Raw genomic sequence first — 24,998 nt, 5'->3', positions numbered from 1 at the left:
CGCGACGTAGGCAACCGACGAAGGAACTGGGAAGTGAACCGCACGGACCTACCCGAAGCTGCCTCGTGGATCGTCGCCCTGGACCTCGACGGAACCACGCGCCGCAAGGACGGCTCGATCAGCGGCGCGGTGATCAAGCAGGTACGCCGGCTCCCCACGGCCGGTCATCACGTGGTGCTCACCACTGGCCGCTCCTCCGCGATCACCATCCCGGTACTCGATCAGCTCGGCATCGCGCCGCGGTTCCTGGTCTGTTTCAACGGTGCGGTCATCCTGCACCGCGACCCGGGTGCGCCGAGGGGCTACCGGCGGGAATGGGTGGAGTCCGGCGCGGGCATCCACCCGACCGGGTTCTGCGCCAACGGCTCACAACCCGGCAAAACCCTCCCCCAATACCGTCGGTTGGCGCGTCCGCTCGAACGCAAGAGCCCACTTAATCGAAAGCTGGCGCAGCCCGATCGAGAGGATGCGGAGCATGCACGACCTTTCTCGTCGCAAACTGCTCAAGGCGACCGCCCTCGGCGCCGGGCAGTCGCCCTCCCAGGCCCCGGAGAGCTCAAGCCCATCGTCGGCGACGTGCGACCGCTCTCCGAGACGGCCGCCCACCCGCCGTCGTGGACAAGGCGGAGGGAACGTGCCGGCCCGGCCGGGCCGGTGCGGCGATGTGTGATCGAGGAGTCGCTGTGGTCGTCGGCAGATCGCCGTCGCCGTTGTATTTTAGTAATGACTAAAATACGGAGCGGCATCGGAGGCGATCATGGCAGGCGGACGACCACGCTCCTTCGACAGCGACGTGGCTCTCGATCGGGCGTTGGAGGTGTTCTGGCGCCAGGGCTATGAGGGCACGGCGATCTCTGACCTGACCAAGGCGATGGGGATCAACAACGCGCCCAGTCTGTACAACGCGTTCGGGAGCAAAGAGCAGTTGTTCGTAAAGGTGCTAGACCGTTATGCGGATGGGCCTGCCCGGTATATCCGGGAGGCGTTCGATCAGCCGACGGCGCGGGCGGCAGTGGGGGCGCTGTTGCATGGCGCCGCGGATGCGACGACTGATCCGGGGCATCCGCGCGGGTGCATCACGGTGCAGGGTGGGTTGGCGTGTTCGCCGGGGGCGGAGACGGCGCGTGACGAGTTGACGACGCGGCGGGCGGCCGGTGAGGCGGCTCTGCGTGAGCGGTTGCAGCGCGCCCGCGCCAACGGGGAGATCCCGGCGGGCGCCGATCCTGACGGGCTTGCGCGCTACTTCACCGCCATCTATCAAGGAATCGCTGTCCAGGCAGCGAGCGGGGCGACCCGGGAGCAGCTGCACGGGATCGTGGACCTGGCCATGACCGTCTGGCCGCAGCAGCCGGCCGCCTGATCAGGCATCACCGACCCCGACCTCCTACGCCGTTGCCGCTGGCTGTCCGCCTGACGCGGACATCCCGCCGGTGTGGTCGATGTCGTCGGGCCGACCCGGCCGGCTCTGCGTGGCCGGCACCCGCCCCGCGCGCAGCGTCCGGCCTACGACGGCGTCACCGATCCGGCCGTGCCGTTCGACGGCTACAAGGTGTTCGGGTATGTCTGCGGCAGCGACGACCAGCATCTACAGACCGGGGTCGTCCGGACTGGACGGAAGTAACCGGTAGCCCGGCCGGCACGCTCGCCCGGCCGGCACGAGCCGCAGCCCTGGCGGGCCGAGGGCGTCGGCCAGATGGCACCGTTCGTCAGACGCAGGTCACACCCCCATCCCTTGACGCGCGTACCCGACCGAGCTAGTTTTTTAGTGAACACTACAAAACTAGCGGAACGCGGCGTGGCAGGCGACAGATCGCGACCAGTCGCGGCTCATTCGCCGCATATCGGACAAAGGAGCATCATCATGGGTCAGCTTGACGGCAAGACCGCGGTCGTGACCGGCGGCACCACCGGCATCGGCCTGGCAACCGCGCAGCGGTTCGCTGCCGAGGGCGCACACGTCTACATCACCGGCCGCCGCCAGGACGTCCTCGATGCCGCCGTCGCCACGATCGGCCACGGCGCGACCGGTGTACGCGGTGACGTGGCCAACCTCTCCGACCTGGACCGCCTCTACGCCACCGTAACCAACGACAACCGGCGTATCGATGTGCTGTACGCCAACGCCGGTGGCGGGGAATTCTCCACCCTGGAGCAGGTAACCGAGAAGCACTTCGACGAGACGTTCGGCGGTAACACCAAGGGCGTGCTGTTCACCGTGCAGAAGGCGCTGCCGCTGCTCAACGACGGCGCGTCGGTCATTCTGCAGTCGTCCAACGCCGCGACCCTCGGCAACGAGGCCTTCGGTGTGTACGCCGCGTCCAAGGCGGCGGTGCGGTCGTTCGCCCGTACCTGGGCCGCGGAGCTGAAGGGCCGCTCGATCCGGGTCAACGCGATCAGCCCCGGCACCATCGACACCCCCGGCATCGACGGCCTGGTGCCCAGCCAGGAACAGGCCGACCAGCTCAAGTCCTACATGGCCAGCACCATTCCGATGGGCCGCATCGGCCGCCCCGACGAGGTCGCCAGCGCCGCCCTGTTCCTCGCCTCCGACCAGAGCAGCTTCATCACCGGCATCGAACTGTTCGTCGACGGCGGCCGCAACCAGATCTGACCGCTGTGCGGAGACGGGGCCCGGTCCCCGTCTCCGCACCCCCTGCGACACCCCACATCGAGAGGACACCCGAGATGCAGCTGGGATCGACCGGTATCTGGAGTATCGAGTTGCGCATGGCCGATCCGCACGAGATCGCCGACGCCGCCGCCGAACTCGACGACCTCGGCTGGGGCACCCTGTGGATCCCCGGCCTGGGCGGAGGCGACATCATCGCCGACTCCGAACGACTGCTACGCGCCACCCACCGCCTCAACGTCGCCATCGGCGTCGCCAGCATCTGGCGACACCCCGCCGACGAAATGGCCGCCGGACACGCACGCCTGCAAGACACCTACGGCCGGCGGCACATGCTCGGCCTGGGCGTCAGCGACCCCGCCGCCGCGCAGGCCGCGGGACGCCCATACCGGCCCTTGGCCGACATGGGCCGCTACCTCGACGACCTCGACCAGGCCCCGACACCGACGCTCCCGACGGAGCGGCTCATGGCGGCACTCGGCCCCAAGATGACCGAACTCGCCGGACAACGCACCGCCGGTGTCCACCCGTTCATGGTCACCCCGGACTACACCGCCGCCGCACGCCAGCAGCTGGGCGACGGCCCGCTGGTCGCGCCCTACCAGGCCGTCGTGCTGGAACGCGACCCGGCAAAGGCCCGCGCCGCAGCCCGCGACTTCCTCGGCGTGTTCCTCGGCATGGACCACTACGCGCGAAGCCTGCTCCGCCAAGGCTTCACCGAGCAAGACCTCGCCGCCGGAGGCAGCGACCGGCTCATCGACAGCGTCGTAGCCTGGGGCGACGTCGAGGCCATCGGCACACGCCTCCGCGCCCACCACCAAGCCGGAGCCGACCACGTCTGCCTCCACATCGTGAGTGCCGGTCCGGGAATGCCGCTGCCCCAATGGCGCGAGCTGGCCGTACTCACCGCCTGAGCACAGCACCCCGTCACCCGGAGCGCATTACCGGTCGGGGAGATCGGCGCGACCAAGGACGCGCACTTGCCCGCTTCGTCGTCGCAGTCCGCGACATCCAGGTCGTAGCCGGCGGCGGTAGGCACCGCGCTTCACGCGCGGGTCTGCTGCACCGTGCTGGTGTCGAACCAGCGACCCCGCCTTGTCGAGACGGTGCTCTCCCGCTGAGCTACCGGGGGCTTGGTGGCGGGTGCGGGTGTTCGCCACCGGCAACGGCCGCAAGACCGACCCGGTGGATGCGCACTCGGTGGCGATGGTGGCGCTACGCAGCCCGAATCTGGTGCAGGTTCAGCTCGACGCGGACCTGCAGGTGATGGGCATGCTCGCCGACCGGCGTGATGAGCTCGGCCGCGCCCGCACCCAGACCAGCAACCGGCTGCACCGGTTGATGCTGGAACTGTTGCCCGGCGGGGCGAAGAGGTTCCTGTCCGCGCTACAGGCCCGCGCGTTGATCGCGACGGTCAAACCCCGCGACATCGTCGGCAAGGCCAGACGCCGCCTCGCCGTCGGCTGATCAGTGAACTCGAGGGGATCGACAAGAAGATCAAGGTCGCGGAGAAGGACCTCAAGGAGTTGGTGGCCGCCCCCCGGCTCCACCCTGATGCGGCTGCACGGTATCGGCCCCTCAGGCGCAGCTCGCCTATTGGCCGATGTCGCAGACATCAGCCGCTTCGCCGACCGCGACCGATTCGCCTCTTGGAACGGCACCGCACCCCTGGACGCCTCCTCCGGCGACCAGAAGCGTCACCGGCTCTCCCGCGCCGGCAACCGCCGGATCAACCACACACTGCACATCATGGCCGTGGTCCAGCTGCGCAATCGGACCGAAGGCCGCGCCTACTTCGACGCGAAGAAGGCCGCACGGGCCTCCACGTCGAGCTAACCGGAATCTCTGGCATCTACTCGGATCCTGCTCACGTGATCGCCTACGACAATGGCGAGATTCGGCAGGAGTTTTCGATCTGTCTCCGCGCACGCATCGTCGGCGGCACGATGCGAACTAGCAGCGAGTTATCAGAGGTAAGGTGGGTCGAACCAGAGAGCATCCAGACGCTTCCGATTCATCCTTCGATGCTTCTACGAATCAAGCACGGCTTGGAGAACGACGCACCCTACATCGGTTAGCTCGCAAACTCACGAAGTCGGCTTTTCGTCCGGGCAATCGCATCGGCTAGATCCTGCTGGGCGCTGTCAATGAAGGCGGTAACCAAGTCATCCGGGCCGTAGCGTTCCTTGATCTCGGCAACCCGGCTCGCAAAAGCCGTAGGCTCTCCGTCAGGCGTCGTGGTGAGGTCACACATCCACAAGGCATCTCTCACTGAACCTTCTTCGTCCCGAAATTCAGCCAGCTGCCCTTCCAAGCCCCGGAGACGTGCCTCCCTAACCGCGCAGGAGTGGTGCGCGACGAGATGAACGAGTCGATCCGGCGCGTCTACACCCTTCAGATAGACAGCGCCGTCAAGCGGATGGAATCCCGTCTGGCCAGGTGAGGCGCGTACCCGACATCATGAAGGATCGCGGCGGCCTCTAGCAGAGGAGCATCATCACCAGCAGCCGCGGTGAGGGTGCGCGCTTTCCGGGCAACGCCCCGCACATGAGCCCAGCGGCGAGGCAAGGTGCCCGACAGGTTTTGGCGGGAGACCTCATAGGCCCACGAAACCAGCGACATGCACAGACAATAACGCCGCCAGTGGTCTATCAGTCTCCCCAACCCGGGCTGTGGGCGAATCGGTTTCCTGGCGTGCGTGACACTTCCGGCTAGCCGGGTGGTGATGGCGGCTCGGGTGGGCGTCCTCTCGCGCGTGCGGCGTCGGAGATGGCGATCCCGGCTAGGACTGCGGTGGCGGCGAGGGCGGCCATGAGCGGCGGTACGAGGAGCATTATCGGTGTTAGGGCGGCCAACGCGAGCAGCCCGATCGGTCGATCCCGGGACACCCGGGCGAAGATCGCGTACTCGAAGCGGGCACGCCCGGCCAGGAACAGCGCAGGTCCGCCGAGGATGACGGCGATCCAGGCCGGTTGAGTGTGCCCGGTTGGATGGGCGATGACGAGTTCGGCGCCGACGGCGGTGACGACGATGCCGGCCACCATGACCAGGTGGGCGTAGAACGCCGATAGGCCAAGGCGGGCCGGGTCATGGGATGCCGAGATGGCTGCGGCCGACAACTCCCCAGCGCGGTAGATGTAGATGCGCCAGAGCAGCACCGTGGTGGCGATCGACACCACGAACGCCGCGGTCCGGTCGGGCGCGAAGCCGTCGCCGCCGAAGGTCGAAGCGGAGACCAGGATCAACTCGCCGAGCGCGATGATGAAGAACTGCCGATGGCGTTCGGCCAGGTGCTCGGCCACGCTCGGCAACTCTGACGCGGGCGAGCGGCCCAGGCCTGGCGTGGGGTAACGGAGTTTGCCTGCCGAGTAGTCCACGGCTACCGCCAGCGCCCACAGTGCCTCACGGGCGGCGCCGTGCACGAGCGCCCCCGCGATCCACGGCACGGCGGATACGCAAAACCAGATAAGCACCCGTCCGGCGCCTCGCTGCAGTTCGTGGCCCCGCAGGGCGATCAGAAGGACGAGGCTGCGACCGATCTGAATGGCGAGGTACGCGCCCGCGAAGACCAGGCCCTGCGCGCCGAACGCCGCCGGAAGCGCGACAGCCATCACCAGGCTGCCGACCAGAGTCGCGATGACCAGCAGCTGTATCGGCGGCCGCTGCGGGTTGAACCTGTCGGGGACCGTCGCCGTGAGGCACCAAACCCACCACACCGCCAGCAGCAATACCAACGTGTGGAAGGCGCCGCGCCACGTGAGATCCTGGCTGAGCACGCGCGAGAGCTGGGTGAGCACGTAGACAAACGCCAGGTCGAAGAACAGTTCCAGGAACGTTGCCCGTTGCGGATCCCCGGGTTTCCGCAGCAGCTCGCCTGCCCTACTCGTCGTCATCGGCTCGCCCGTCCTGTGGCTTTGCGCCCGCGTTGAGGCATTCGTACCATGTGGCAGGGCTGGTGAACACGGATCTGCGACCGTGACCGCGTTACACGGGCGGGCGATGGTAAGTCCGGTCAGCTCCTGCTATCCGTCGCCGCCGGTTCGGACCAGCTCGTCGACCTGGCCCAGGCGTCGGGCCGGTGTTACAGGCGTCGGACTGTTGATCAGGTCCTGATACCGATCCATCACGCAGGTCCTGAGACCCGACAGCCAGCTGCCGCGCCGGCTGCCGGCGATGCCGGCGTGTGATCCGACAACTGATGTGCGACGCAGCTCTGCCAGCTGATCCGCCACAGTCGGCGCGCGGAATGCGGCCATGAGCGGACGTCGTCGGCCTGCGAAGCGGAGCCACCGGTGCTGACGCTTTCGGGCACGCCGAAGAGGTCACCAAGCAGAGAGCCCTGGTCAATGCATTGCCGGTGAGATTGATGTTCCAGGCATTAGGACAGGTGCTGCCGCCTGAACGGCGACACGCAGAGAAGGATATCGATCACCTCCTTCCGACACTGCTCCGTTCCGGCGGCCGGCTCTAACCGGCGAGGCGGTCGGATCCATAGGGCCTGCAGCTTGACCACTTCGGTGTTCTCTGGGAGGTCACGCCAGACCGCCGGACCGCATCACCGCAGGTCAAAGCCCCTCCCGCTGTCCGGTGTCCGTGAGCACTTCGGACGCGGTGACCACTTCGCCAACCTGCACCCAATCTGCTCCCACTTGCAAGGCCAGGCCATCCAGCGGCCCCTTACCGCCATGACCTGCGCATACTTCCCTGCCAGGCAACATAGATTGCTGTCGACTGCTGCGCAAAACCGCTGAGCACTCCGTGTGAAGCAGGGCGCTCCGCCCGCTCTGACCTGCGAAAACGAGAACCCGCAGGTCGTGGTGGGTGCAGTTGAGCGCCGTTCAGTGCCGTTGGATGCAGTTCAACGCCGTTCAGTGCGCCCGGCTGCTCCCATCGTGCTCCCCCGATTTCCGGCGACCCGCTGGGGGCACCAGTTCCGGCCGCGGTGGTGCTGGTTATGCCGTCGGGTGGCGACGAAAGCTGGTCATCGGCGCACCAACCGCCTTCTCGTACAGCACCGCCTCTCTGAGACCTACCCGTCGCCCGTCAGCGAGGCTGCGGCACGACGGCCACATGATCGACCGCAGTTCCGGATGCTCGACGACGCGGAGCGACTCACTCGACTCCAGCTCCACCCCGCTCTCGTCGCACCAGGCGACGACAGCGGCCCAGAAGCGGTCCACCGTCTCCCAGCCCTCGACGGTCCGGGGTCCGCGCAACGGCAGCAGCTCCTCCGTGGTGAACAGTCCCTCCGTCCCGTGCGACGCCGCGTTCTGAAGATCCTCGAGAAAGTCCAACGCAATACGCGAGGCGTCGCCCTCCTCAACCAGCAACTCCTCGACGACGGCAAGGGTTGCCGTGACGCGCCCGCTCCTACGTCGGACCACGTCCATGACGACGTCCCGCACCGGGATCGCGCCACCCGCAATGGGCAGCCCGGCGGCGGCCATGAGCCGCCCGACGGGAGTCGACGGTCGCCGTTTGAAGAGTCCCACTGGCATCACCTTCGGTAACCGCGGCGTCCGGGCCGGTCGCCGTCCGCGTCGCATGATCATGCCAGCCGTGTCCCTGCCAATCAGCTTCGTTTCTTCCCGACCTGCTAGCCCGGGCGCTGAGCACCGCCCCACGCGGATCGCGGCCAGATGCGTGTACGTGACCTTGGTCGACGCCGGGCCGGAGTGTCGACCAAACAGGGCGGGCCGGATCTGCCGGGGCATTAGGTCACCTTTCGGGCAGCCTCTGGCGGCTATCCTCCCGCCCCCTTGGCCCGGGGGTGCCGTTTGAGCTTTGACCTGCGGCGCCCGGGACTCGCACGCCCGTGACGAGACGGCGTACGACCTCGGGATCACCGATGATGGCGGCGCCGGCAGCTACGAGCCCGGCGAGGTCGTCGCTGCCGAAGGCGGCGAGGAGGGCATCCGTCGTGGTGATCAGGACGGCGTGCGGCTCTTCGGGCGGCTCGTGGGTGACCTCGGCGCCGGCCGACGTGAGGCGGACACCGAACACCCCGGCAGGACCGTGGTCGCGTAGTTCGATCCGTTGCGTCACCTCGGGCTGCTCCGGCGTCGGCACGAAGTAGGTGCGGATGGTCAGCATTGCGCTGTCCGCGCTCACGAAGAGCTGTTCCGCGGTCGGCGGGGCGGCCAGCGCCCAGGTGCCAAGCGCGACCACGATCGGCTCGAGGCCGCGACCCCACGTGGTCAGCTCGTAGACCCGCACATTGGCCGGCGGTGCCAGCTGCCGACGGCGTAGGACGCCTGCGTTGGCCAGCTCGCGCAGGCGGTCGGACAGTGCGTTCGGGCTGGCGGTCGGGAGCGCCTGCTGGAGGTCGATGAACCGCTTCGGCCCGAGCAGCAGCTCGCGCACCACGAGCAGCGACCACCGCTCCCCCACGATGTCGAGGCCGCGAGCGACGCCGCACGCCTGCCGATAACCCCGCTGAGTCGGCACCGAAAACCTCCCTACGCCTTGTCCGGAACCGCGCCGCCCGTTCGTCACACTGGCGAGTCCAAGAATCATACTTGCTTGATCCTAGCAGTCACTATTAGCCTCATAGCGGCCGAATCCGAGGAGGAACCCATGACCACGCCAGCGACACCCCCGCTCACCGACCGCGAGACCTGGCAGAAGCAACTCGACGAGCTCCGGCTCCGCGAGAAGGCGCACACCCGCGAGGGCGACGCCATCGCCGCGACCCGCCGGCGGCTGCCGATGGTCGAGGTCGACCCGACCACCCATCTGGTCGGTGCCGACGGCCCGGTGCCCCTGCTCGACGTCTTCGAGGGCAGGACCCAGTTGGTGGCGTCGTACCACATGTGGCACACGGGCAGGCCGGCCGCCGACCAGTGCGAGGGCTGTACGTTCTTCACCGGCCAGGTGCTCGAGCTGGCCTACCTGCACTCGCGTGACGTCACGTTCGCGGTCTTCTGCCAGGGGCCGTTCGAGGAGTCGTCGCGCTACCGCGACTTCATGGGCTGGCAGGCGCCCTGGTACTCCGTGCCCGCGCAGTCGCTCGACCCGCTCGTCGCCGGGCGCGCGTTCGGCATGAAGGCGTGCTACCTACGCCAAGGCGACCGCGTGTTCGAGACCTACTGGACCACCGGACGCGGCTGCGAGGCGATGGCACCCTCGTACGGCCTGCTCGACATGACCGTCTACGGCCGCCAAGAGGACTGGGAGAACTCGCCGGAAGGCTGGCCCCAGCGCTTCCGGACCGACGGCGACCAGTTCCGGCTCGACGGGCGGCCAACCTCGCAGTGGTCGCGCCTCGCCGCCGGCCGTGACGACGACCTGGGCGCCACCGCGCCCACCGGCAGCGAGCACCATTGCTGCCACTGAGGTTCGACGCCTGCCGGAGGCCCCGCCACCGTTCGTGGGGCCGATGATCGACATTGGCCCTCTCCGATGGCTGCTGACGGTGGCGTTCGGAGGGGCGGCCGCCTTTCACCTGCTCCGGTGCCTTCGCCCACCCGCTGCGTGGCTCTGTCCGGTGGCGGAGGATCGATTCTCCGAGATGTTGCACCTGGTCATGGGCTTATCGATGATCGTGATGATCTGGCGGTGGGGCGCGGCGGTCCCGGCAGCTGCCTGGTTTGTCGTTTTCATGATGTCGACGGGGTGGTTCGTGGTGCGGGCGGTGTGGACGGCGCGACGTCGTGCGGTCCCGGTTTTCTTCGCCACCGCGACAGGGACCATGGTGTGGATGGGTGCCTCGATACCGGGGCACGCCTCCGCCGGCGGTCACGGCGGCATGGACATGGCCGGGATGGGTCATGCGCCGGTCGGGTGTGCCGGATGGGTCGCTGCGCTGCTCGGGGGGTACCTGGTACTCGCCGCATTCTGGTGGGTTGCCCGCGGGATGCGCATCGGTGGACTGTCCACGGCGACGACGGACGCGGCGGGGTGTCCGCTGGACTGGTCGGCACTGTGCCACGGCGTGATGAGCGCGGGTATGGGCATCGCCCTGCTCGCGATGGCGTAAACGATGGGCGCCAGGCGGGATGCTCGTCGCCGGGTGAACTTCGGTTGAGATCAACAGGAACATGCCAAGATCGGGCGTATCCGCAAGGTTACATTCAGCCCTGCGAAGAAGTGTCGTGTTAGGGAGGTTCAGAAATGACGGTGGCAGTCGACGCCGAGATCACCGCGTTGATGCAGTGCCTCCAGAGGCAGCGAAACCACGTGCTGGGTGCCGTGGAAGGACTGAGCGATGAGGCGCTGCGGCGCCCCGTGCTGCCCTCTGGGTGGAGCTGCCTGGGGATGCTGCAGCACCTCACGCTGTCGGTGGAGCGTTTGTATTTCCGCGCTGTTGTGGCCGGCGACCCGGAGGTCATCGACATGGTCGGCAGCCAAGACAGCCCATGGCAGGTAGCCCCGGGACTACCCGCCGGCGATGTCCTTGACTGCTATCGCCATGAGGCTTCCTTGGCGGATGCCGTCATCGCCGCCTCATCTGCCGATGCTGACCTGGTCTGGTGGCCCTTTCCCGAGGGTGAGTGGCGCCTGCACAATGTTCGGGATGTCCTGCTCCATGTGATCACCGAGACCGCCTGCCACGCCGGACACCTCGACGCGGTTCGCGAGCTCATCGACGGGCAACAGTGGCTGGTGAACACCTGACCAGTAGGCCTGGCACCGCATTTCGACTCCCGTGCGGCCGAACCCTGGTTGCGCCAATCCGGTCCCCCATGTCAGACCTGGCGACCACTCTGACGGCCAACCGGATCTGCCGCGAGTCGCGCGCTAGATGTTCTGCCCAGTGAGGTTGGGGACGCGGCTGGCGGGCGGTTGGCCGCCGAGTGCGGTGTGAGCGCGGTGATTGTTGTAGGCGTGTAGCCAGCCGGGCAAGGCGGCCCGGCGGGCGGTCTCTGAGGAGTACGGCCTGGCGTAGGCCCATTCGTCGGTGAGGGTGCGGTGGAAGCGTTCGACCTTGCCGTTGGTCTGGGGTCGGAACGGGCGGGTCTTCTTCATGCTGATGCCGAGCTCGTGGAGCGTGTCGCGCCAGAGGAAGGACTTGTAACAGGAGCCGTTGTCGGTGATCACGCGTCGGACGGTGATGCCGTGCGAACCGAACCAGGTGTGCGCGCGCTGCCAGAAGGCGGCGGCGGTTTCTTTGCGTTCGTCGTGGAGGATCTCGGTGTAGGCCAGCCGGGAGTGGTCGTCGATGGCGGTGTGCAGGTAGGCGTAGCCGATGACCGGGTGGCCGTTGCGGCGGGCTGTCGTGCTGGCCCGGCCGTTGCGGTCGCCGCGGGCGCGGCCGTGGATGCGCCATCCGCCGCCGTCGGGGATGTTGCCCAGCTTCTTGACGTCGACGTGGACCAGGTCGCCGGGCGCGGCGTGCTCGTAGCGGCGCACCGGCCGTCCGGTGGCCCGGTCCAGGTGCGCCAACCGGGCCACCCCGGCCCGGCGCAGCACCGCGTGGCACGTCGAGGCCGCCACACCGAGCCGGCCGCCGATGCGGGCCGGTCCCCACCGCCGCTTCGCCCGCAGGTGCAGCACCTTGCGCTCCACCGGCGCCGGCGTACGCCGCGGTGACCGGTGCGGACGGCTCGACCGGTCCACCATCCCGACCGGCCCCTCGACGCGATACCGGTCAGCCCATCGCTTCGCCGTGGTCGGGCTGACCTGGAACCGCTCAGCCGCCCGCCGCAGCGGCCAACCGTCATCGACCACACAGCGGGCAAGGCGCAGCCTCCCGCGCTCTGTCATGGGTGCATTAGCGTGTGGCACGAGGACCTCCCGGGTGGTGCGGAACCTTCGACAAGCTCCACCTCACCCGGAGGTCCTCACCTATTTCAAGATCCCAGCCCTGTCACCAACGTCCATGGACAGAACAGCTAGATGCGACGCCGGAGCGATCATGTCAAGCGTCAACCGAGGCCGTGTCAACCATCAACCGGAGTCGGACAGCCGGCTGCCGGCGATGTCGCGTCTCAGGACCTGCGTCGATGCCGCCGGCAGTCAGGGCGTTGTGCACCGCGGCCGGGCCGCAGTAGTAGGAGCTGATCTGATACTCGAACGAGGTGTCCAGGATCTTCTCGGATGGGCCCGCCGGAGCCGCAGGTGGAGCGGTGGCCGTGCGCGGCCGTGGCTGTGGCGGGCGCACTGAGCGGCCCCACTGACGTCGTCGGCGTCGGGTCGGGTGCCGATCTCGTCAGTGGGGCGTCAGCATGACGGCGCTGTTGGCCTATTCCAGGGCGCTCAGGGGCGCACGCGAATGACGGTCTTGCCTTTGCGCCGCTCGGTCGGGTTGAGCGCGGGGATGGCGTCGTCGAGAGTCGCGACTGTTCCGATGTGCGTGCGAAGGCGCCCGTCTCGCACCCGGTCGACGATCTCCACCAGCTGACTCGGAACGGACTCGACGACGAAGTCGACCGCCAAGCCGTCGACAGGGCGAGCCTCAACAGGTCCGACCACCGACACCAGCGTCCCGCCAGGCCGGATGATGCTCGCCGAGCGCCCTTGGATATCACCGCCGATGACATCGAAGACCAGGTCGACCCCGCCGATGTCGTCGAGATCCTCATGGTCGAGGTCGAGGAAGGCGTTCGCGCCGAAGTCCAGCGCCGCCTGGCGGTCCGCCGCCCGACCGGTACCGATGACGTAGGCGCCGAACTCCCGGGCGAGCTGCGTCACCACTGACCCGACAGCGCCGGCGGCGCCGTGTGCGAGGACGCTCTGCCCCGCCTGAAGACGACCGTGCTGGAACAGGCCCTGCCACGCGGTCAGGCCGGAGATCGGCAGACTCGCACCCACCGTGAAGTCGACGTTCCCCGGCAGCGGCGCAAGGTTGCGTGCCTCCACGGCCGCGTACTCAGCCAGCGTTCCATCGCGGTGCCAGTCCGTGATCCCGAACACCCGCTGTCCCAACGAGAGTCCCGTCGTGCCGTAGCCGAGGGAGGAGACCACTCCGGCGAACTCGTGGCCGATGATCGCCTGGGCGCGATCGTGACCGGAGCGATCGACCCACGTCGAGGGCCACTCCCACTCCGCGGGGACGAAGCCCGACGCGTGGACTTCAACGACGACGTCGTTGATCGCCGGCGTCGGCTCAGGCCGCTCCGCGAGTGTGATCCCGGCTGCTGCCGCGGCCTGATCCATCGCGACGATTGCCTTCATGGGTGCCTCCCTATCTCGTGCTCGTCGGCTCTGTGCGCCGCCCTTTTGGGCCTGCTAGCCCTGCAGGCGCCGACAATGACATCCGCCCTGGTCACGGCCGGTTTGACCACGACGACAAAGATCGTGCCCTCATCAACGTGCCCAGGCTGGTTGAATCGCTGAAACCACTGGGCGAGGATGACTGGTCGTGCTGCTTCGACTGGCCTACCTCGGCGTAACCAACGCGCTGGCGATGCTGGCACCCGATATCGAAGGCCACCGCAGCCTCGGCACTGGCACACATGCTGGCCGCCTCGGGCGGCGATCCTGTTGGCGATCCCCGATCACCAGGTCGCGAGGTCTTCCGACCAACTCTCGACCGCCTCGTCGGGGCGGGCAGTACGGGGCAGGAACGCACCCTGGTCCTAGCCGGGCCCGGCACTCCGCACACCGACGGCGACCTCGCCCTCATCCCGGAACACCCGCAAACCGGTGAACTCTGGCCGGTAACCCCGCCGATGATGCCAGTCCCGCTGGCCTGGGACACCTGGCGACACCTCGCGTTCCACCGAGCCCCGAAGCCGGTTGGACGGTCCATCCCAATCCCGCCGGACGCCCTGCCGGCACTGCTCCCGAATCACCGATTCGAGCCGAACGGTGAGATCTTCCTCAACGTTCTCGCCCGACTGCCCCAGGTCAAGCAACCACGGTTACGCGCCATCTACGACCGAGGCCGCCCCTACAACTACACCCTCTACAACTTCTGAACACCGGGTCACCGTGGACAGCGGCCCCCCTTCGACGGGTTTACCACCACCCCCATGATCGACAATGCCCCGCAGAACACCGCGGGCAACACATGCCGACGCCTTCGGGCGCGCCGAAGAGGTCACCGGACAGGAATCCCTGGCCAGGAGGTTGCCGGTGGGATTCGTGTCTCAGCCCCCGGGATGTATACCGGCGCCACCACGGCGGATGCCAGAGCCGTAGGTCGATGCAGCACGACCTCGCGAGCGGCGTCAACGAGCGCCCCCGGCCGACAGCCGGCACTAGCGAGACCGGCAGCAGCGAACCTTGACCACTTCGGTGTCTCCGGGAGGTCACGCTGGACCGCTCGACCGCATCACCGCAGGTCAAAGCCCTCTGCTCGTTCCGGGCCCGGTGAGCACTTCGGGCACGGTGACCACTTCGCCAAGCTGCACCCAATCTGCTCCCACTTGCAAGGCCAGGCCATCCAGCAGCCCCTTACCACCTTGGCCTGCCCATACTCCCTTGCCAGGGAAGATAGAGAGCGGTCGACTGCTGCGCAAAACCGCAGAGCACTCCGTGTGAACAGAGTGCTCTCCAAGTACTGCTAGCCCATTGGCGCGCGGCCCGCAAACCCCGCCATCAGCAGCACTCGCTTTCCCCCACGCTGTCAAGCGACATCACGACTGCAGAGATGTAACACCCTGCTCGACGAGCGGCCGGTGCCCGACGGCACCGGCCGCTTCTTCTTGCCCACCGGCCAATCGGCATCCGACCACCTGTCGGAGGACCTCTCCATGGCAACCCACCCATCCGCCAAAGTCCAGGAGCCATCGAACTACCACCCCATCACCTCTTTCGCCGGCGACGCCGATGTTGGCGTCGCCGTCAACTCCGCCCCGTCTCCGATGCTGGTAGGGGAAGCCAAAGAGCGAACGATGCACGCCGACCGGCGCACGTCGCGGCCGGACCAACCACCGGACGGAGGCTCATGACCCTGCCGCCCGCTCACCCACATCGGCAACGCAAGGAGATCGACCGGGCAACGGCCGCGGTACCAGACAAGCGACTTGACCCGCCCGGCGAAGACAACGGTTCATGGACGCTGGACAACGCCGACCGCGGCAAAACGACCTGGGTCACCAGCGTTGCCGCTCCCGGCCAGCCACCCGAGCTGCACCCCGGGGCGGCCGCCGCCCTACTGAAGCTGCTCAGACGTGTGAACGAGCGACGCACAGACAAGCCGAACCAGGAGAATGTATGACCACCCCTCAACCGAAACCATTCGCCTTTTACGGCCGCGTGTCGACCGAGGACAACCAGGACCCCGAGTCATCCCGTAGCTGGCAACTCACTCGGGCGACGACCCTCATCCAGCCTCACGGCGGCCATATCGCCGCCGAGTACTTCGACATCGGTCAGAGCCGTTCGCTGCCGTGGCAGCGTCGCCCACACGCCAGCCGACTTCTCGCCGCGCTTCGCGACCCAAGACGCGGGTTCTCCGCTGTCGTCGTCGGAGAACCCCACCGCGCGTTTTACGGCAACCAGTTCGGCCTCACCGTGCCGCTGTTCACGCACTACGGCGTCGAACTCTGGGTGCCGGAGATCGGCGGCCCGATCGGCCCCGACAACGAAGCCCACGAACTCGTCATGTCCGTCTTCGGTGGCATGAGCAAGGGCGAACGCAACCGCATCGAGCTTCGTGTCCGTACCGCCATGGCCGCCCAGACCCTGCTCGAAGGCCGCTATCTCGGCGGGCGTCCCCCATACGGCTACACACTGCAGGACCTCGGCCCGCACCCCAACCCGGCGAAAGCAGCCGACGGCAAACGCCTACGCGGCCTCACCCCAGACCTGCAGACCGCCCCGATCGTCCGCCGGATTTTCCACGAGTTCCTCGCCGGCAGCGGCCTCTTCGCTATCGCCGAAGGACTCACCAGCAACCACGTGCCCTGCCCCTCCGCACACGACCGTGCCCGCAACCCCCACCGCAGCGGCATCGCGTGGTCCAAGAGCGCCGTCCGCGTCATCCTCACCAACCCCCGCTACACAGGCCGGCAGGTCTGGAACAAGCAACGCACCGACCAGGTCCTCCTCGACGTGGACGACGTCGCGCTCGGTCATACCGGAGTCATGCGCTGGAACCCGCGGGACAAGTGGGTGGTCTCCAAGGAGATCACCCACTCCCCTATCGTCGATGATGCGACCTTCGAACAGGCTCAGGCGCTCCTAGAACGGCACCGGCGGGGCCTGGACATCCCGCAACGCCAACGTCGCGCCCGCAACCCGTACGTGTTCCGTGGCTTGATCTACTGCGCTGCCTGCCAGCGGCGCATGCAAGGCCAGTACAACCATGGCGACCCCTACTACCGCTGCAGATCCCCCCAGGAATACGCCCTCGCCAACGAGGTCGAGCATCCCCGCAACGTCTACCTCCGCGAGGACGCCCTCACCGACCCACTCGACACCTGGCTCGCTACCGCGTTCACGCCGCGCCACCTCGAGAAGACGATCACCGCAATGGCAGACGCCCAGCTGGGGAACCAGCCCTCCCCAGCCATTGCCGCCGCTCGAGCGACTATCGCCGAGTGCGACGCGAAACTTGAGCGCTACCGGGCAGCCCTCGACGCCGGAGCCGACCCCTCGGTCGTCAGCAGCTGGATAGCACAGACGCAGGCCGAACGGACACGGGCCGAAAACGATCTGCACACGCCGGACTCCGCCGCACCACGCCGGATGACCCAGGCAGAGATCGCCACGCTGGTCCTGGCCCTCGGGGACATCGTCACCGTGCTCCGCGATGCGGACCCCGCCGACAAGGCCGAGGTCTACCGCCAGCTCGGCCTGCGGCTGACGTACCACCCGCAAACGCAAACGGTGCACGCTGAAGCTGATCTCAGCGCGCACCGTGGGCCTATGGGTCGTGTCCGAGGGGGGACTTGAACCCCCACGCCCTATACGGGCACTAGCACCTCAAGCTAGCGCGTCTGCCATTCCGCCACCCGGACCTGCACGTCCAGCCTACCCTGTCGGCCGAGGTGATCTTCTCACCGGTTCGGCCGCCCCGGTGGGCCGCACGGGGCATTACTGTACACGGCGCGGATGGATCATGCACATCGCCGCCGCGCCCCGGGGTTTCCGCAGGTCAAGACGCCACCACGGGCCGTCGGCACCGCCGCCCCGTACCGATCCGAGGGGCCGGGTAGCGAGGAACCGCCGATTCCGGGCAGCATTGCTCACGTGTCCCACCCCTCCCCCCTGACCGCCGCTCAACACCAGGCCCTCGCGTTGCGCTCCGCGGGTGACCTGGCGACCGCCCGCCGCCTGCTCACCGACGCGATCGCGGCGGCCCGACCGGCGTACGGGGAGGACCACCCCGACGTACTGGCCACCGGCCACCTGCTGGCCCGCCTGCACCGGGAGGCCGACGACCCGGCCGCCGCCCGACGGGTGCTCGAAGAGGCGTACGCGGCCGGTGAGCGCCGCCGCGGCGACGCCGACCCGCTGATGCTCGCGCTCAGCTTCGACCTCGCCGGGGTGGCGGAGGAACTCGGCAACCGGCACGAGGCCCGCCGCAACTACACCCGCGTGGCCACCGTCGGGCCCGCCGTGCTCGGTCCGGACCACCCCGCGGTACGCGCGGCCCACCAGTACCTCGCCGGCTCCGCCGCCGCTCCCGTCCCGCCCGGCCCGCCTCCCGGCGGCTCCGCCGCCGCTGCCGGCCCGCAGCCCGATCCGGGGGCGCTGTCCGGGCCGACCATGTCGCTGCCGGCCATGCCCCAGCCGTACACGCCGCAGTCCGCCCCGCCCCGGCCCGGCGCTCCTGCCGCGCCCGGTCCCGTCCCGCCGGTTCCCGGCGCCGAATGGGCGCCGCAGCCGGGGCCGGTCGGGCCGGCACCATGGTCACCTCCCGCCCCCGGTCCGGCGACGCACCTGCCGCCACCGCCGCCGATCCCGCCCGCGCCGCCCGGCACCGCGGCCGCCTCGACCCCGCTGCCGCCGCCCCCGGTCATTCCCGCGCCGATGTCCGCTCCCCCGATCCCAACCTCCGGGCCGGGGGCACCTGCCGGCGGCGCGTCGAGTGGCTGGGCGGCCACGGAGGCGACGGCGCGGTTCCCCGCACCGCCCGTCGCCGGCGCGGCCCGGGCCGTCCCGCCACCGCCGGTCGCTGCCGTGCCGCCGGCGCCCGGGGTCACCCCGGTGCCGCCTCGGCCCCCGGTCGTCCCACCGTCGGTCTCCGTCCCGCCGGCGCCGGATCCGCTTCCGGCCGGCCCGTACGTCACGCCGCACGCGCCCGGCTCGGCACCGCCGGTACCGCCGGTGGCGGTGCCGCCGGCCGCGCACCTGGCACCGCACGCGCCCAACTCCGCGCCGCCCGGGCCGGTTCCGCCCACCCCGCACACGCCCAGCTCGGCACCGCCCGCCCCGCCGGCGCCGGGGCCGGTTCCGCCCTTCCCACACACGCCCAGCTCGGCACCGCCCGCCCCACCGGTGTCAGGGCCGCCCGCGCAGATCCCGCCGGTCGCACCGCGGCCGGCAGCGCCCGGGATGCCGTCGGCGCCCACGTACGGCTCCGTGCTCCGGGCCGCGCCGGCGTCGGCACCGCCCACCCCGCCGGTGGCGGCCCCATCACCGGCCGTCCCGGCGTCGGTCCCGTTGCCACCGGCGCCGGTGATTCCGCTACCGGCCAGGCCGGTCGCGACGCCGCCGGCGCCCGGCCCGGCACCGGTCGCGCCGGTCTCCGGCGTGCCCGGACCGCCGGTCCCGCCCGCCGGGGCAGTTCCGCCGGCTCCGAGGATCCCGGCTCCGACCTCCGCCCCGCCCGCGTCGGGTCTGCTTCCTCCGCCTCCGCCCATCCCGGTTTCCGCCCCACCGGCACCCGCCGCGCCGGGACCGGCGCCCACCTCGACCCCACCCACGGCCATACCGGCGGCCGCGCCGGAGAGGGCCGTCCCGCCACATCAGACGCCCGGCCAGCCGGCCGCCAAGGGCGGTGAGCCCGGCGGGGACGACCGGACCGACATGCCCGCAGCACCGGCGCCGGGTTGGGACAAGCCGACGATCCAGGTGCAGCAGATCGGCCCGCTGCTCCGGGAGGAGGCCGAGCGGACCGCCGCCTCGCCTCCTGCTGCGAACACTCCGGTGAGCAGCCCGCCCGTCAGCGCACCCCCGGCAGGCAACTTGCCCGTCAGCGCGCCCCCGGCGGGCAACTTGCCCGTCAGCGCGCCCCCGGCGGGCAACTCGCCTGTGAGCGCGCCCCCCGTGGCTGCGCCAGCCCCGCTACCCGCCGCTCCCGTGACCGCGCCTCCGGTGAGCGGTCCGCCGGCCCCGCCACCCACCGCGGGAGCGGCGCTCGCCGGGCCGTCCGTCGGCGAGCGACCGGTGACCCCGCCGGTCAGTGGGGCGCCCTTCCCGCCGCAGCCCGTCAGCGGACCGCCGACCAGCGGGGCACCCCTGCCGCCGCCCGGTGATGGTCCCGCGTCGCCGCCGCAGGGAAGCGCCGTGCCGCCTCCACCCCCGCCGGTCAGCGCTCCCCCGGCCGGTGGCGGACCGGGCACGCCCTTCGCCATCCCGCCGGGCGGCAACCCGCCGTCCAGCGCACCGCCGGCCAGCGGCCCGCCGTTCGGCGCACCGCCGGCCAGCGGCCCGCCGTTCAGCGCACCACCCGGCAGCGGCCCACCCTTCAGCGCACCACCCGCCAGCAGCCCACCCTTCAGCGCACCACCCGCCAGCAGCCCACCCTTCAGCGCACCACCCGCCAGCAGCCCACCCTTCAGCGCACCACCCGCCAGCAGCCCACCCTTCAGCGCACCACCCGCCAGCAGCCCACCCTTCAGCGCACCACCCGCCAGCAGCCCACCCTTCAGCGCGCCACCCGCCAGCAGCCCACCCTTCAGCGCGCCACCCGCCAGCGGCCCGCCGGCAAGCGCGCCGTCCGGCTATCCGCCGCCGGTGAGCGGGCCGCCCGCCGCGGCGCCGGTCAATGCCTCGCCCGTGCCGCCGTGGAGCATGACCGCGCCGCCGTGGAGCAGCGCCGCCCCGCCGCAGGCCCTCGACCGGCCCGGCGATCCTCGTCCCGAGCCCGTCGTGGACGAGCCCGGCACGGTGGACCCGGATCCCGCGCCGGAGAGCGGGGACGGGGCACCCCCGGCGCTGCCGGTCTACGACGGGTTGCTGGAGTTTCCCGAGTCGCAGCAGGCGGCCCCGGAGCCGTACCCGAGCCAGGGCGCCTGGCCGGCGGTCCCGCCGGCGTTCCACCAGCCGGCCGCGTACCCGGTGGCGGAGGAGCCGGAGGCGCGCGGCCGGAACCGGACGGTGGTGGCCCTGGTGGCGGGCATCGTGGTGTTCGCGGTGGCGGCCGCTGTGGGCGTGGGCGCGGTGCTGCTCAACCGTGACCCGGCGCCGCCGCCCGCGCCGGCGCCGACGGCGGCGAAGCCGAAGGTGAGCGGTCCGCCGCCGGGTGAGCTGCGGTTGCAGGACGACACCACCACGATCACGGTCACCTGGACGGATCCGACGGGCGGCGGCGTGCCGTTTGTGGTGGCCGGCGGGCGGGCCGGGCAGAAGTTGGGGGTGATGGCCACGGTGGACGCCGGGCAGACGCGCTACACGGTGAACGGGTTGAGCCCGAAGCTGGACTACTGCTTCACGGTGCTGGCCGTCTACTCGACGGACAACTACGCCACCTCGGGTCAGGTGTGCACCGATCGGGAGGGCGGTACGACGCCCAACTGAACGGGCCGGCACGACACGCTCGGTGTCCACAGGGGGACGGTGCGGGTTTCACCGGCCTCGGCCGGCCCCTATGATGGCTCCCGGCTCTGGGGAGGGTCGACCGCGCGTGCCGCCCTCCCCCACCGACGCGGGGAGGCATCCGCCAGTGACCACCATCGAGAGCGTCACGAGCACCGGGCCGGAGACGGCCCGCCCCCGGTCCCGGATGCGGGGCGGGCTGGTGACCATCGGCACCGTGGCGGCGCTGCTGGCCGCCATGGGGTTGACCGTGCTCGGGCTGGGGGCCGCCGACAACGCGGTGGCCAACTACGACGCGTCGTCCTGGTTGTGGAGCACCAGCCGCAGCGAGCTGGCCCGGGTGAACGGGGTGACCGCCCGGGTGGACACCCGGATGGAGGTGCCCGGCGGGCGCCGGCACCAGATGCAGGTCGCCCAGACCGACCGGCTGCTGATCCTGCGCGACCTGAACACCGGCCAGGTCAGCTCGCTGGACCTGGCGACCCTCCAGATCACCGCGACCACGCCGACCGCGCCGGGCCTCGGGGTGAGCGTCGCGCTGCACGAGGACGCGGCGTTCGTCGTCGACGCGGTGCAGGGCATCGTCCGGCAGCTCGACCCGCGGGCGCTGACGCCGGTGGGCGAGCCGGTGCGTTACCCGCCGGGCATCACCAGCGGGGCGTTCGACGGCGCCGGGCGGCTGTGGATCGCGGTGCCGAGCGAGGGCACCGTCTCGGCGGTCACCGCCGCCGAGCTGCCCGCCACCCCGGGCGCCGCGCCGCCTGCCGGGCTCAGCCCGAAGCGGGTCGAAACGTATGAGGTGGCGGAGCCCGCCCATGAGCTGGTGGTGTCCACGCTGGACGACGGTGTGGCGGTGCTCGACCGCACCTCCGCCTCGCTGGTCACGGTCCGGGCCGGGCAGACGCAGCGGGCCAACCTGACGATGACCGCCCCGGCCAGCCTGCCGACGCGCACCACGGGCCCGCAGGTGCCGGTCACGGTGAGCGGCGAGCGGAAGGTGCACGTGGTCCGCGACGCCGCCGAGGTGCAGCGGTTCACGGTGCCCGGCGCGGGCGGGGAGCTCAGCCCGGCGGTGGCCTGGGCGGGCCGGTTCTACTGCGCCGACGAGACCACCGGCACGGTCTACTCCTTCGACGCGAACGGGCAGCTCGTCGACACCATCAAGGGGTCCGGACGGCCGGGGCCGATGGAGCTGGAGGTCCGCGAGAACCATCTCTTCATCAACCCGCCGAACTCGTCGACCGCGCAGGTGGTGGACGACCGGAACCAGGTGCGCGAGGTCAACAAGTACGCCAACGACGTGCTCGGCGGTGACCCGCCGCCGGTTGCCCCGCCGCCGCCCCCGCCGAAGAAGCCGAAGGTGGGCAAGCCGGGCGCGCCGCGCGGGGTGACCGCCGCCGCGGGGAACGCGTCGGCGCGGGTGAGCTGGCAGGCGGCCGCGTCGAACGGGGCCGAGATCACCCGGTACGTGGTGGAGGGCGCCGGCCAGCGCCACGAGGTGGGTGCGAACCAGCGCGCCCTGGAGATCACCGGGCTGACCAACGGCGAGACGTACACGTTCTCGGTGCACGCGGTGAACGCGAAGGGCGACGGGCCGGCCCGGAAGAGCAACCCGGTCACGCCGACGGCCGCCGTGCCGGACCCGCCGGCCAGTGTCACGGCCGAGGCCCGGCCGGACGGCACGGTGCTGGTGAAGTGGCCGGCGGCCAACGGCCAGGGCAACACGGTCACGAAGTACGCGGTGACCGCCAGCTCGGCCGGCGCGACCGCCCCGGCCGGCGAGTCGCCGAAGACCGAGCTGGTCATCCCGGCCGGCCAGCTGGAGTACGGCACGCAGTACGCCTTCACCGTGATCGCGGTGAGCGACAAGGGCGCCGGGTCCAAGGCCTCGCCGGTGAGCAACACGGTGGTGCCGTTCACCGTGCCGAAGGCGCCGACCGAGCTGCAGGCGTCCACGGTGGCCGACCAGCCGGGCACCATCGCGGTGCAGTGGGCGCCGGCGGTGGAGAACGGCCGCCCGGTGACGAAGTACGTGGTGGAGGCCGCCGGGAAGACCACCGAGGTGACCGACGTGCGGACCACGATCGGCGGGCTCGGCGACGGGCAGAACGTCACGGTCAAGGTGAAGGCGGTCAACGAGGCGGGCCCGGGCCCGGAGGCCAGCACGACGGCCCGCACGGTGGCGGCGCCCCGGGTCACGATGACCGGTTCCTCGGCCGACGCGACCTCGGTGACGGTGACGTTCACCGTGGACGCGGGCGGTGGCCGGGCGACCTGCACGGCGGCCACCGGCGGCAAGACGGCCAGCGGGAGCTGCTCCAGCCTGCGGGTGACCGGCCTGACGCCGGGCACGGCCTACACGGTGACGGTGACCGCGTCCAACGCGGCCGGCAAGGGCACCGGCAGCCAGGCGCAGAGCACGGACGCGCTCTACGGCATCGCCACCTGCAACAACGGTCCGACGGGCGATCAGCGCACGTACTGCGACGCGGAGGTGGACGGCCGCAACGGCAACGAGATCTTCTCGGTGCCGGAGCAGCTCAACAGTAAGCAGGTCGGCTGGGCGAAGCCCGGCACCCGGCTGAAGGCCTATTGCAAGAAGCAGGGTAAGAGCGTGGACGCCTGGATCTACAACGACAACAAGCAGAGCACCTGGTGGGTGCAGGTCGAGTACTCGGGCAAGAACTACATCCCGTGGGCCTGGCTGAACCTGGAGGGTGGCGACAACATCAATCTCCTGCCCACCTGCTGACCGCGCCGCACCGAGGAGCACCCGCACGTGAACACCCACGAACCGCTCACCCAGCCGGAGGTGCAGGGCTTCGCCGCCCTGGCCGCCCGGCTGGCCGAGAACGTCAACGCGGTCGTGCTGGGCAAGCCGCAGGTGGTCCGGCTGGCGCTGACCGCCCTGTTCGCCCAGGGTCACGTGCTGCTGGAGGACGTGCCCGGGGTGGGCAAGACGACCCTGGCCCGGGCGGTCGCGGCGACCGTCAAGGGCCAGTGGCGGCGCATCCAGTTCACCCCGGACCTGCTCCCCTCGGACGTGTCCGGTGTGACGATCTTCAACCAGGCCAGCCGGGGCTTCGAGTTCCACCCGGGGCCGGTCTTCGCCAACATCGTGATCGCCGACGAGATCAACCGGGCGTCGCCGAAGACCCAGTCGGCGCTGCTGGAGGTGATGGAGGAGCGCACGGTCACCGTGGACGGCGTACGCCACCCGGTGCCGCAGCCGTTCCTCGTGGTGGCGACCCAGAACCCGGTGGAGATGGACGGCACCTACCGGCTGCCCGAGGCCCAGCTCGACCGGTTCCTCGTGAAGCTCTCCGTGGGCTACCCGGACGAGGCGGTCGAGGTGGAGGTGCTGCGCGGCGCCACCCTGCGCTCCCCCGACTCGCTGACGGCGGTCACCGACACGGCCACCGTCGGGGAGATGGTGAAGATGGCCCGGCGGGTGCACATCGCCGAGCCGCTCTACGCGTACGCGGTGCGGCTGGCCGCGGCGACCCGCACCCACCCGCAGGTGCGGGTCGGGGTCAGCCCGCGGGGCGTGATCGCGCTGACCCGGGCGGCGTGCGCGTACGCGCTGATCGACGGGCGGGGCTGGATCATGCCGGAGGACCTGAAGACCCTGGTCGAGCCGGTGTTCGCGCACCGGCTGCTGCTCACCCCGGACGCGCAGGTGCGCGGGGTGACCCCCGCCGACGTGCTGCGCCAGGCGGTCGCCTCGGTGCCGGTGCCGCTGCCGTCGGGCCAGCCCGCCTCGGTCCACGGCTGA

At 70.3% G+C, this 24,998-nt stretch carries 22 protein-coding genes, 2 tRNA genes and 1 pseudogene; 17 read left to right on the top strand and 8 right to left on the bottom strand.

Annotated features, from left to right (window positions below; translation table 11 throughout):
• The first annotated feature begins 33 nt into the window (after positions 1-33).
• The 4 genes from RMN56_RS22755 to RMN56_RS22740 all read left to right on the top strand — a co-directional run bounded on the left by RMN56_RS22755 (position 34) and on the right by RMN56_RS22740 (position 3,543).
• Entirely contained in the window at positions 34-840 is an 807-nt protein-coding gene (locus tag RMN56_RS22755; RefSeq protein ID WP_313719546.1) for an HAD family hydrolase, read from the top strand.
• Positions 818-1,360, top strand: coding sequence for a TetR/AcrR family transcriptional regulator (locus RMN56_RS22750; protein WP_313724838.1), 543 nt, complete (start codon positions 818-820; stop codon positions 1,358-1,360). The genes RMN56_RS22755 and RMN56_RS22750 overlap by 23 nt, the downstream gene beginning before the upstream one ends.
• A gap of 501 nt (positions 1,361-1,861) precedes the next feature.
• Positions 1,862-2,611 (top strand): SDR family oxidoreductase, encoded by a 750-nt coding sequence (locus tag RMN56_RS22745; RefSeq protein ID WP_313719545.1) that lies wholly within the window; start codon positions 1,862-1,864, stop codon positions 2,609-2,611.
• 74 nt (positions 2,612-2,685) lie between these two features.
• Positions 2,686-3,543 (top strand): TIGR03620 family F420-dependent LLM class oxidoreductase, encoded by an 858-nt coding sequence (locus tag RMN56_RS22740; RefSeq protein ID WP_313719544.1) that lies wholly within the window; start codon positions 2,686-2,688, stop codon positions 3,541-3,543.
• A 150-nt stretch (positions 3,544-3,693) separates the two neighbouring features.
• On the opposite strand, the gene RMN56_RS22735 is transcribed toward RMN56_RS22740, so the two are convergent.
• Positions 3,694-3,753: transfer RNA gene (locus tag RMN56_RS22735), tRNA-Val, on the bottom strand.
• Between the two features lie 19 nt (positions 3,754-3,772).
• Between RMN56_RS22735 and RMN56_RS22730 the strand changes: the two genes are divergently transcribed.
• Complete coding sequence (locus tag RMN56_RS22730; protein ID WP_313719542.1) at positions 3,773-4,096, top strand: IS110 family transposase; 324 nt, start codon at positions 3,773-3,775, stop codon at positions 4,094-4,096.
• Positions 4,097-4,183: 87 nt separating this feature from the next.
• A complete protein-coding gene (locus RMN56_RS22725) occupies positions 4,184-4,465 on the top strand; it encodes a transposase (protein WP_313719541.1) in 282 nt (93 codons plus the stop codon).
• A 558-nt stretch (positions 4,466-5,023) separates the two neighbouring features.
• Here the strand turns inward: RMN56_RS22725 and RMN56_RS32740 are convergent.
• The 4 genes from RMN56_RS32740 to RMN56_RS22710 form a co-directional block, all read right to left on the bottom strand.
• The gene (locus tag RMN56_RS32740) at positions 5,024-5,251 is read right to left on the bottom strand and encodes an HD domain-containing protein (RefSeq protein WP_376787222.1); all 228 of its coding nucleotides are present in this window, start codon (positions 5,249-5,251) and stop codon (positions 5,024-5,026) included.
• An 89-nt stretch (positions 5,252-5,340) separates the two neighbouring features.
• Positions 5,341-6,522 carry a low temperature requirement protein A gene (locus tag RMN56_RS22720; RefSeq protein WP_313719540.1) on the bottom strand — a complete coding sequence of 394 codons (1,182 nt, stop codon included), beginning with the start codon at positions 6,520-6,522 and terminating at the stop codon, positions 5,341-5,343.
• Positions 6,523-7,581: 1,059 nt separating this feature from the next.
• Positions 7,582-8,121, bottom strand: a complete 540-nt coding sequence (locus RMN56_RS22715; protein WP_313719539.1) for a hypothetical protein — start codon at positions 8,119-8,121, stop codon at positions 7,582-7,584.
• 226 nt (positions 8,122-8,347) lie between these two features.
• Positions 8,348-9,076 (bottom strand): winged helix-turn-helix transcriptional regulator, encoded by a 729-nt coding sequence (locus RMN56_RS22710; protein WP_313719538.1) that lies wholly within the window; start codon positions 9,074-9,076, stop codon positions 8,348-8,350.
• Between the two features lie 129 nt (positions 9,077-9,205).
• Between RMN56_RS22710 and RMN56_RS22705 the strand changes: the two genes are divergently transcribed.
• The 3 genes from RMN56_RS22705 to RMN56_RS22695 all read left to right on the top strand — a co-directional run bounded on the left by RMN56_RS22705 (position 9,206) and on the right by RMN56_RS22695 (position 11,245).
• Positions 9,206-9,964 (top strand): DUF899 family protein, encoded by a 759-nt coding sequence (locus RMN56_RS22705; RefSeq protein WP_313719537.1) that lies wholly within the window; start codon positions 9,206-9,208, stop codon positions 9,962-9,964.
• A gap of 43 nt (positions 9,965-10,007) precedes the next feature.
• A complete protein-coding gene (locus RMN56_RS22700) occupies positions 10,008-10,607 on the top strand; it encodes a DUF5134 domain-containing protein (protein ID WP_313719536.1) in 600 nt (199 codons plus the stop codon).
• 134 nt (positions 10,608-10,741) lie between these two features.
• The gene (locus RMN56_RS22695) at positions 10,742-11,245 is read left to right on the top strand and encodes a DinB family protein (protein ID WP_313719535.1); all 504 of its coding nucleotides are present in this window, start codon (positions 10,742-10,744) and stop codon (positions 11,243-11,245) included.
• 123 nt (positions 11,246-11,368) lie between these two features.
• Here the strand turns inward: RMN56_RS22695 and RMN56_RS22690 are convergent, their stop codons facing one another.
• Together RMN56_RS22690 and RMN56_RS22685 are read right to left on the bottom strand one after the other, a co-directional pair.
• Entirely contained in the window at positions 11,369-12,355 is a 987-nt protein-coding gene (locus RMN56_RS22690; protein ID WP_313719534.1) for an IS481 family transposase, read from the bottom strand.
• Between the two features lie 471 nt (positions 12,356-12,826).
• On the bottom strand, positions 12,827-13,744 hold the full coding sequence (locus RMN56_RS22685) for an NADP-dependent oxidoreductase (protein WP_313719533.1): 918 nt from the start codon (positions 13,742-13,744) through the stop codon (positions 12,827-12,829).
• Between the two features lie 281 nt (positions 13,745-14,025).
• Here RMN56_RS22685 and RMN56_RS22680 point away from each other — a divergent pair, with 281 nt between their 5' ends.
• From RMN56_RS22680 to RMN56_RS22665, 4 genes are all read left to right on the top strand, one after another.
• The gene (locus RMN56_RS22680; RefSeq protein ID WP_313719532.1) at positions 14,026-14,490 is read left to right on the top strand and encodes a hypothetical protein; all 465 of its coding nucleotides are present in this window, start codon (positions 14,026-14,028) and stop codon (positions 14,488-14,490) included.
• 702 nt (positions 14,491-15,192) lie between these two features.
• Positions 15,193-15,465, top strand: coding sequence for a hypothetical protein (locus tag RMN56_RS22675; RefSeq protein ID WP_313719531.1), 273 nt, complete (start codon positions 15,193-15,195; stop codon positions 15,463-15,465).
• Positions 15,462-15,734, top strand: a complete 273-nt coding sequence (locus RMN56_RS22670; protein ID WP_313719530.1) for a hypothetical protein — start codon at positions 15,462-15,464, stop codon at positions 15,732-15,734. The genes RMN56_RS22675 and RMN56_RS22670 overlap by 4 nt, the downstream gene beginning before the upstream one ends.
• Positions 15,731-17,413, top strand: coding sequence for a recombinase family protein (locus RMN56_RS22665; RefSeq protein WP_313719529.1), 1,683 nt, complete (start codon positions 15,731-15,733; stop codon positions 17,411-17,413). The genes RMN56_RS22670 and RMN56_RS22665 overlap by 4 nt, the downstream gene beginning before the upstream one ends.
• Here RMN56_RS22665 and RMN56_RS22660 read toward each other — a convergent pair.
• Positions 17,395-17,478: transfer RNA gene (locus tag RMN56_RS22660), tRNA-Leu, on the bottom strand. The genes RMN56_RS22665 and RMN56_RS22660 overlap by 19 nt on opposite strands.
• A gap of 94 nt (positions 17,479-17,572) precedes the next feature.
• Between RMN56_RS22660 and RMN56_RS32735 the strand changes: the two are divergent.
• From RMN56_RS32735 to RMN56_RS22640, 4 genes and pseudogenes are all read left to right on the top strand, one after another.
• A pseudogene (locus RMN56_RS32735) lies at positions 17,573-17,884 on the top strand (hypothetical protein); the annotation flags it as partial.
• A gap of 2,538 nt (positions 17,885-20,422) precedes the next feature.
• The gene (locus RMN56_RS32730) at positions 20,423-21,205 is read left to right on the top strand and encodes a fibronectin type III domain-containing protein (protein ID WP_376787331.1); all 783 of its coding nucleotides are present in this window, start codon (positions 20,423-20,425) and stop codon (positions 21,203-21,205) included.
• A 205-nt stretch (positions 21,206-21,410) separates the two neighbouring features.
• Entirely contained in the window at positions 21,411-23,975 is a 2,565-nt protein-coding gene (locus tag RMN56_RS22645) for a fibronectin type III domain-containing protein (RefSeq protein WP_313724837.1), read from the top strand.
• Between the two features lie 27 nt (positions 23,976-24,002).
• Positions 24,003-24,998, top strand: a complete 996-nt coding sequence (locus tag RMN56_RS22640; protein ID WP_313719528.1) for an AAA family ATPase — start codon at positions 24,003-24,005, stop codon at positions 24,996-24,998.

This window comes from Micromonospora halotolerans, from assembly GCF_032108445.1.
Classification (GTDB): domain Bacteria; phylum Actinomycetota; class Actinomycetes; order Mycobacteriales; family Micromonosporaceae; genus Micromonospora; species Micromonospora halotolerans.
This window is presented reverse-complemented; position numbering and strand designations above follow the sequence as displayed.

Excerpts from the sequence above, each read along its gene's own strand:
- RMN56_RS22745 (WP_313719545.1), top strand. The coding sequence starts at position 1,862 with ATGGGTCAGCTTGACGGCAAGACCGCGGTCGTGACCGGCGGCACCACC.
- RMN56_RS22740 (WP_313719544.1), top strand. The coding sequence starts at position 2,686 with ATGCAGCTGGGATCGACCGGTATCTGGAGTATCGAGTTGCGCATGGCC.
- RMN56_RS22725 (WP_313719541.1), top strand. The coding sequence starts at position 4,184 with ATGCGGCTGCACGGTATCGGCCCCTCAGGCGCAGCTCGCCTATTGGCC.
- RMN56_RS32740 (WP_376787222.1), bottom strand. The coding sequence starts at position 5,251 with ATGTCGCTGGTTTCGTGGGCCTATGAGGTCTCCCGCCAAAACCTGTCG.
- RMN56_RS22720 (WP_313719540.1), bottom strand. The coding sequence starts at position 6,522 with ATGACGACGAGTAGGGCAGGCGAGCTGCTGCGGAAACCCGGGGATCCG.
- RMN56_RS22705 (WP_313719537.1), top strand. The coding sequence starts at position 9,206 with ATGACCACGCCAGCGACACCCCCGCTCACCGACCGCGAGACCTGGCAG.
- RMN56_RS22700 (WP_313719536.1), top strand. The coding sequence starts at position 10,008 with ATGATCGACATTGGCCCTCTCCGATGGCTGCTGACGGTGGCGTTCGGA.
- RMN56_RS22695 (WP_313719535.1), top strand. The coding sequence starts at position 10,742 with ATGACGGTGGCAGTCGACGCCGAGATCACCGCGTTGATGCAGTGCCTC.
- RMN56_RS22685 (WP_313719533.1), bottom strand. The coding sequence starts at position 13,744 with ATGAAGGCAATCGTCGCGATGGATCAGGCCGCGGCAGCAGCCGGGATC.
- RMN56_RS22680 (WP_313719532.1), top strand. The coding sequence starts at position 14,026 with ATGCTGGCCGCCTCGGGCGGCGATCCTGTTGGCGATCCCCGATCACCA.
- RMN56_RS22670 (WP_313719530.1), top strand. The coding sequence starts at position 15,462 with ATGACCCTGCCGCCCGCTCACCCACATCGGCAACGCAAGGAGATCGAC.
- RMN56_RS22665 (WP_313719529.1), top strand. The coding sequence starts at position 15,731 with ATGACCACCCCTCAACCGAAACCATTCGCCTTTTACGGCCGCGTGTCG.
- RMN56_RS22645 (WP_313724837.1), top strand. The coding sequence starts at position 21,411 with ATGCGGGGCGGGCTGGTGACCATCGGCACCGTGGCGGCGCTGCTGGCC.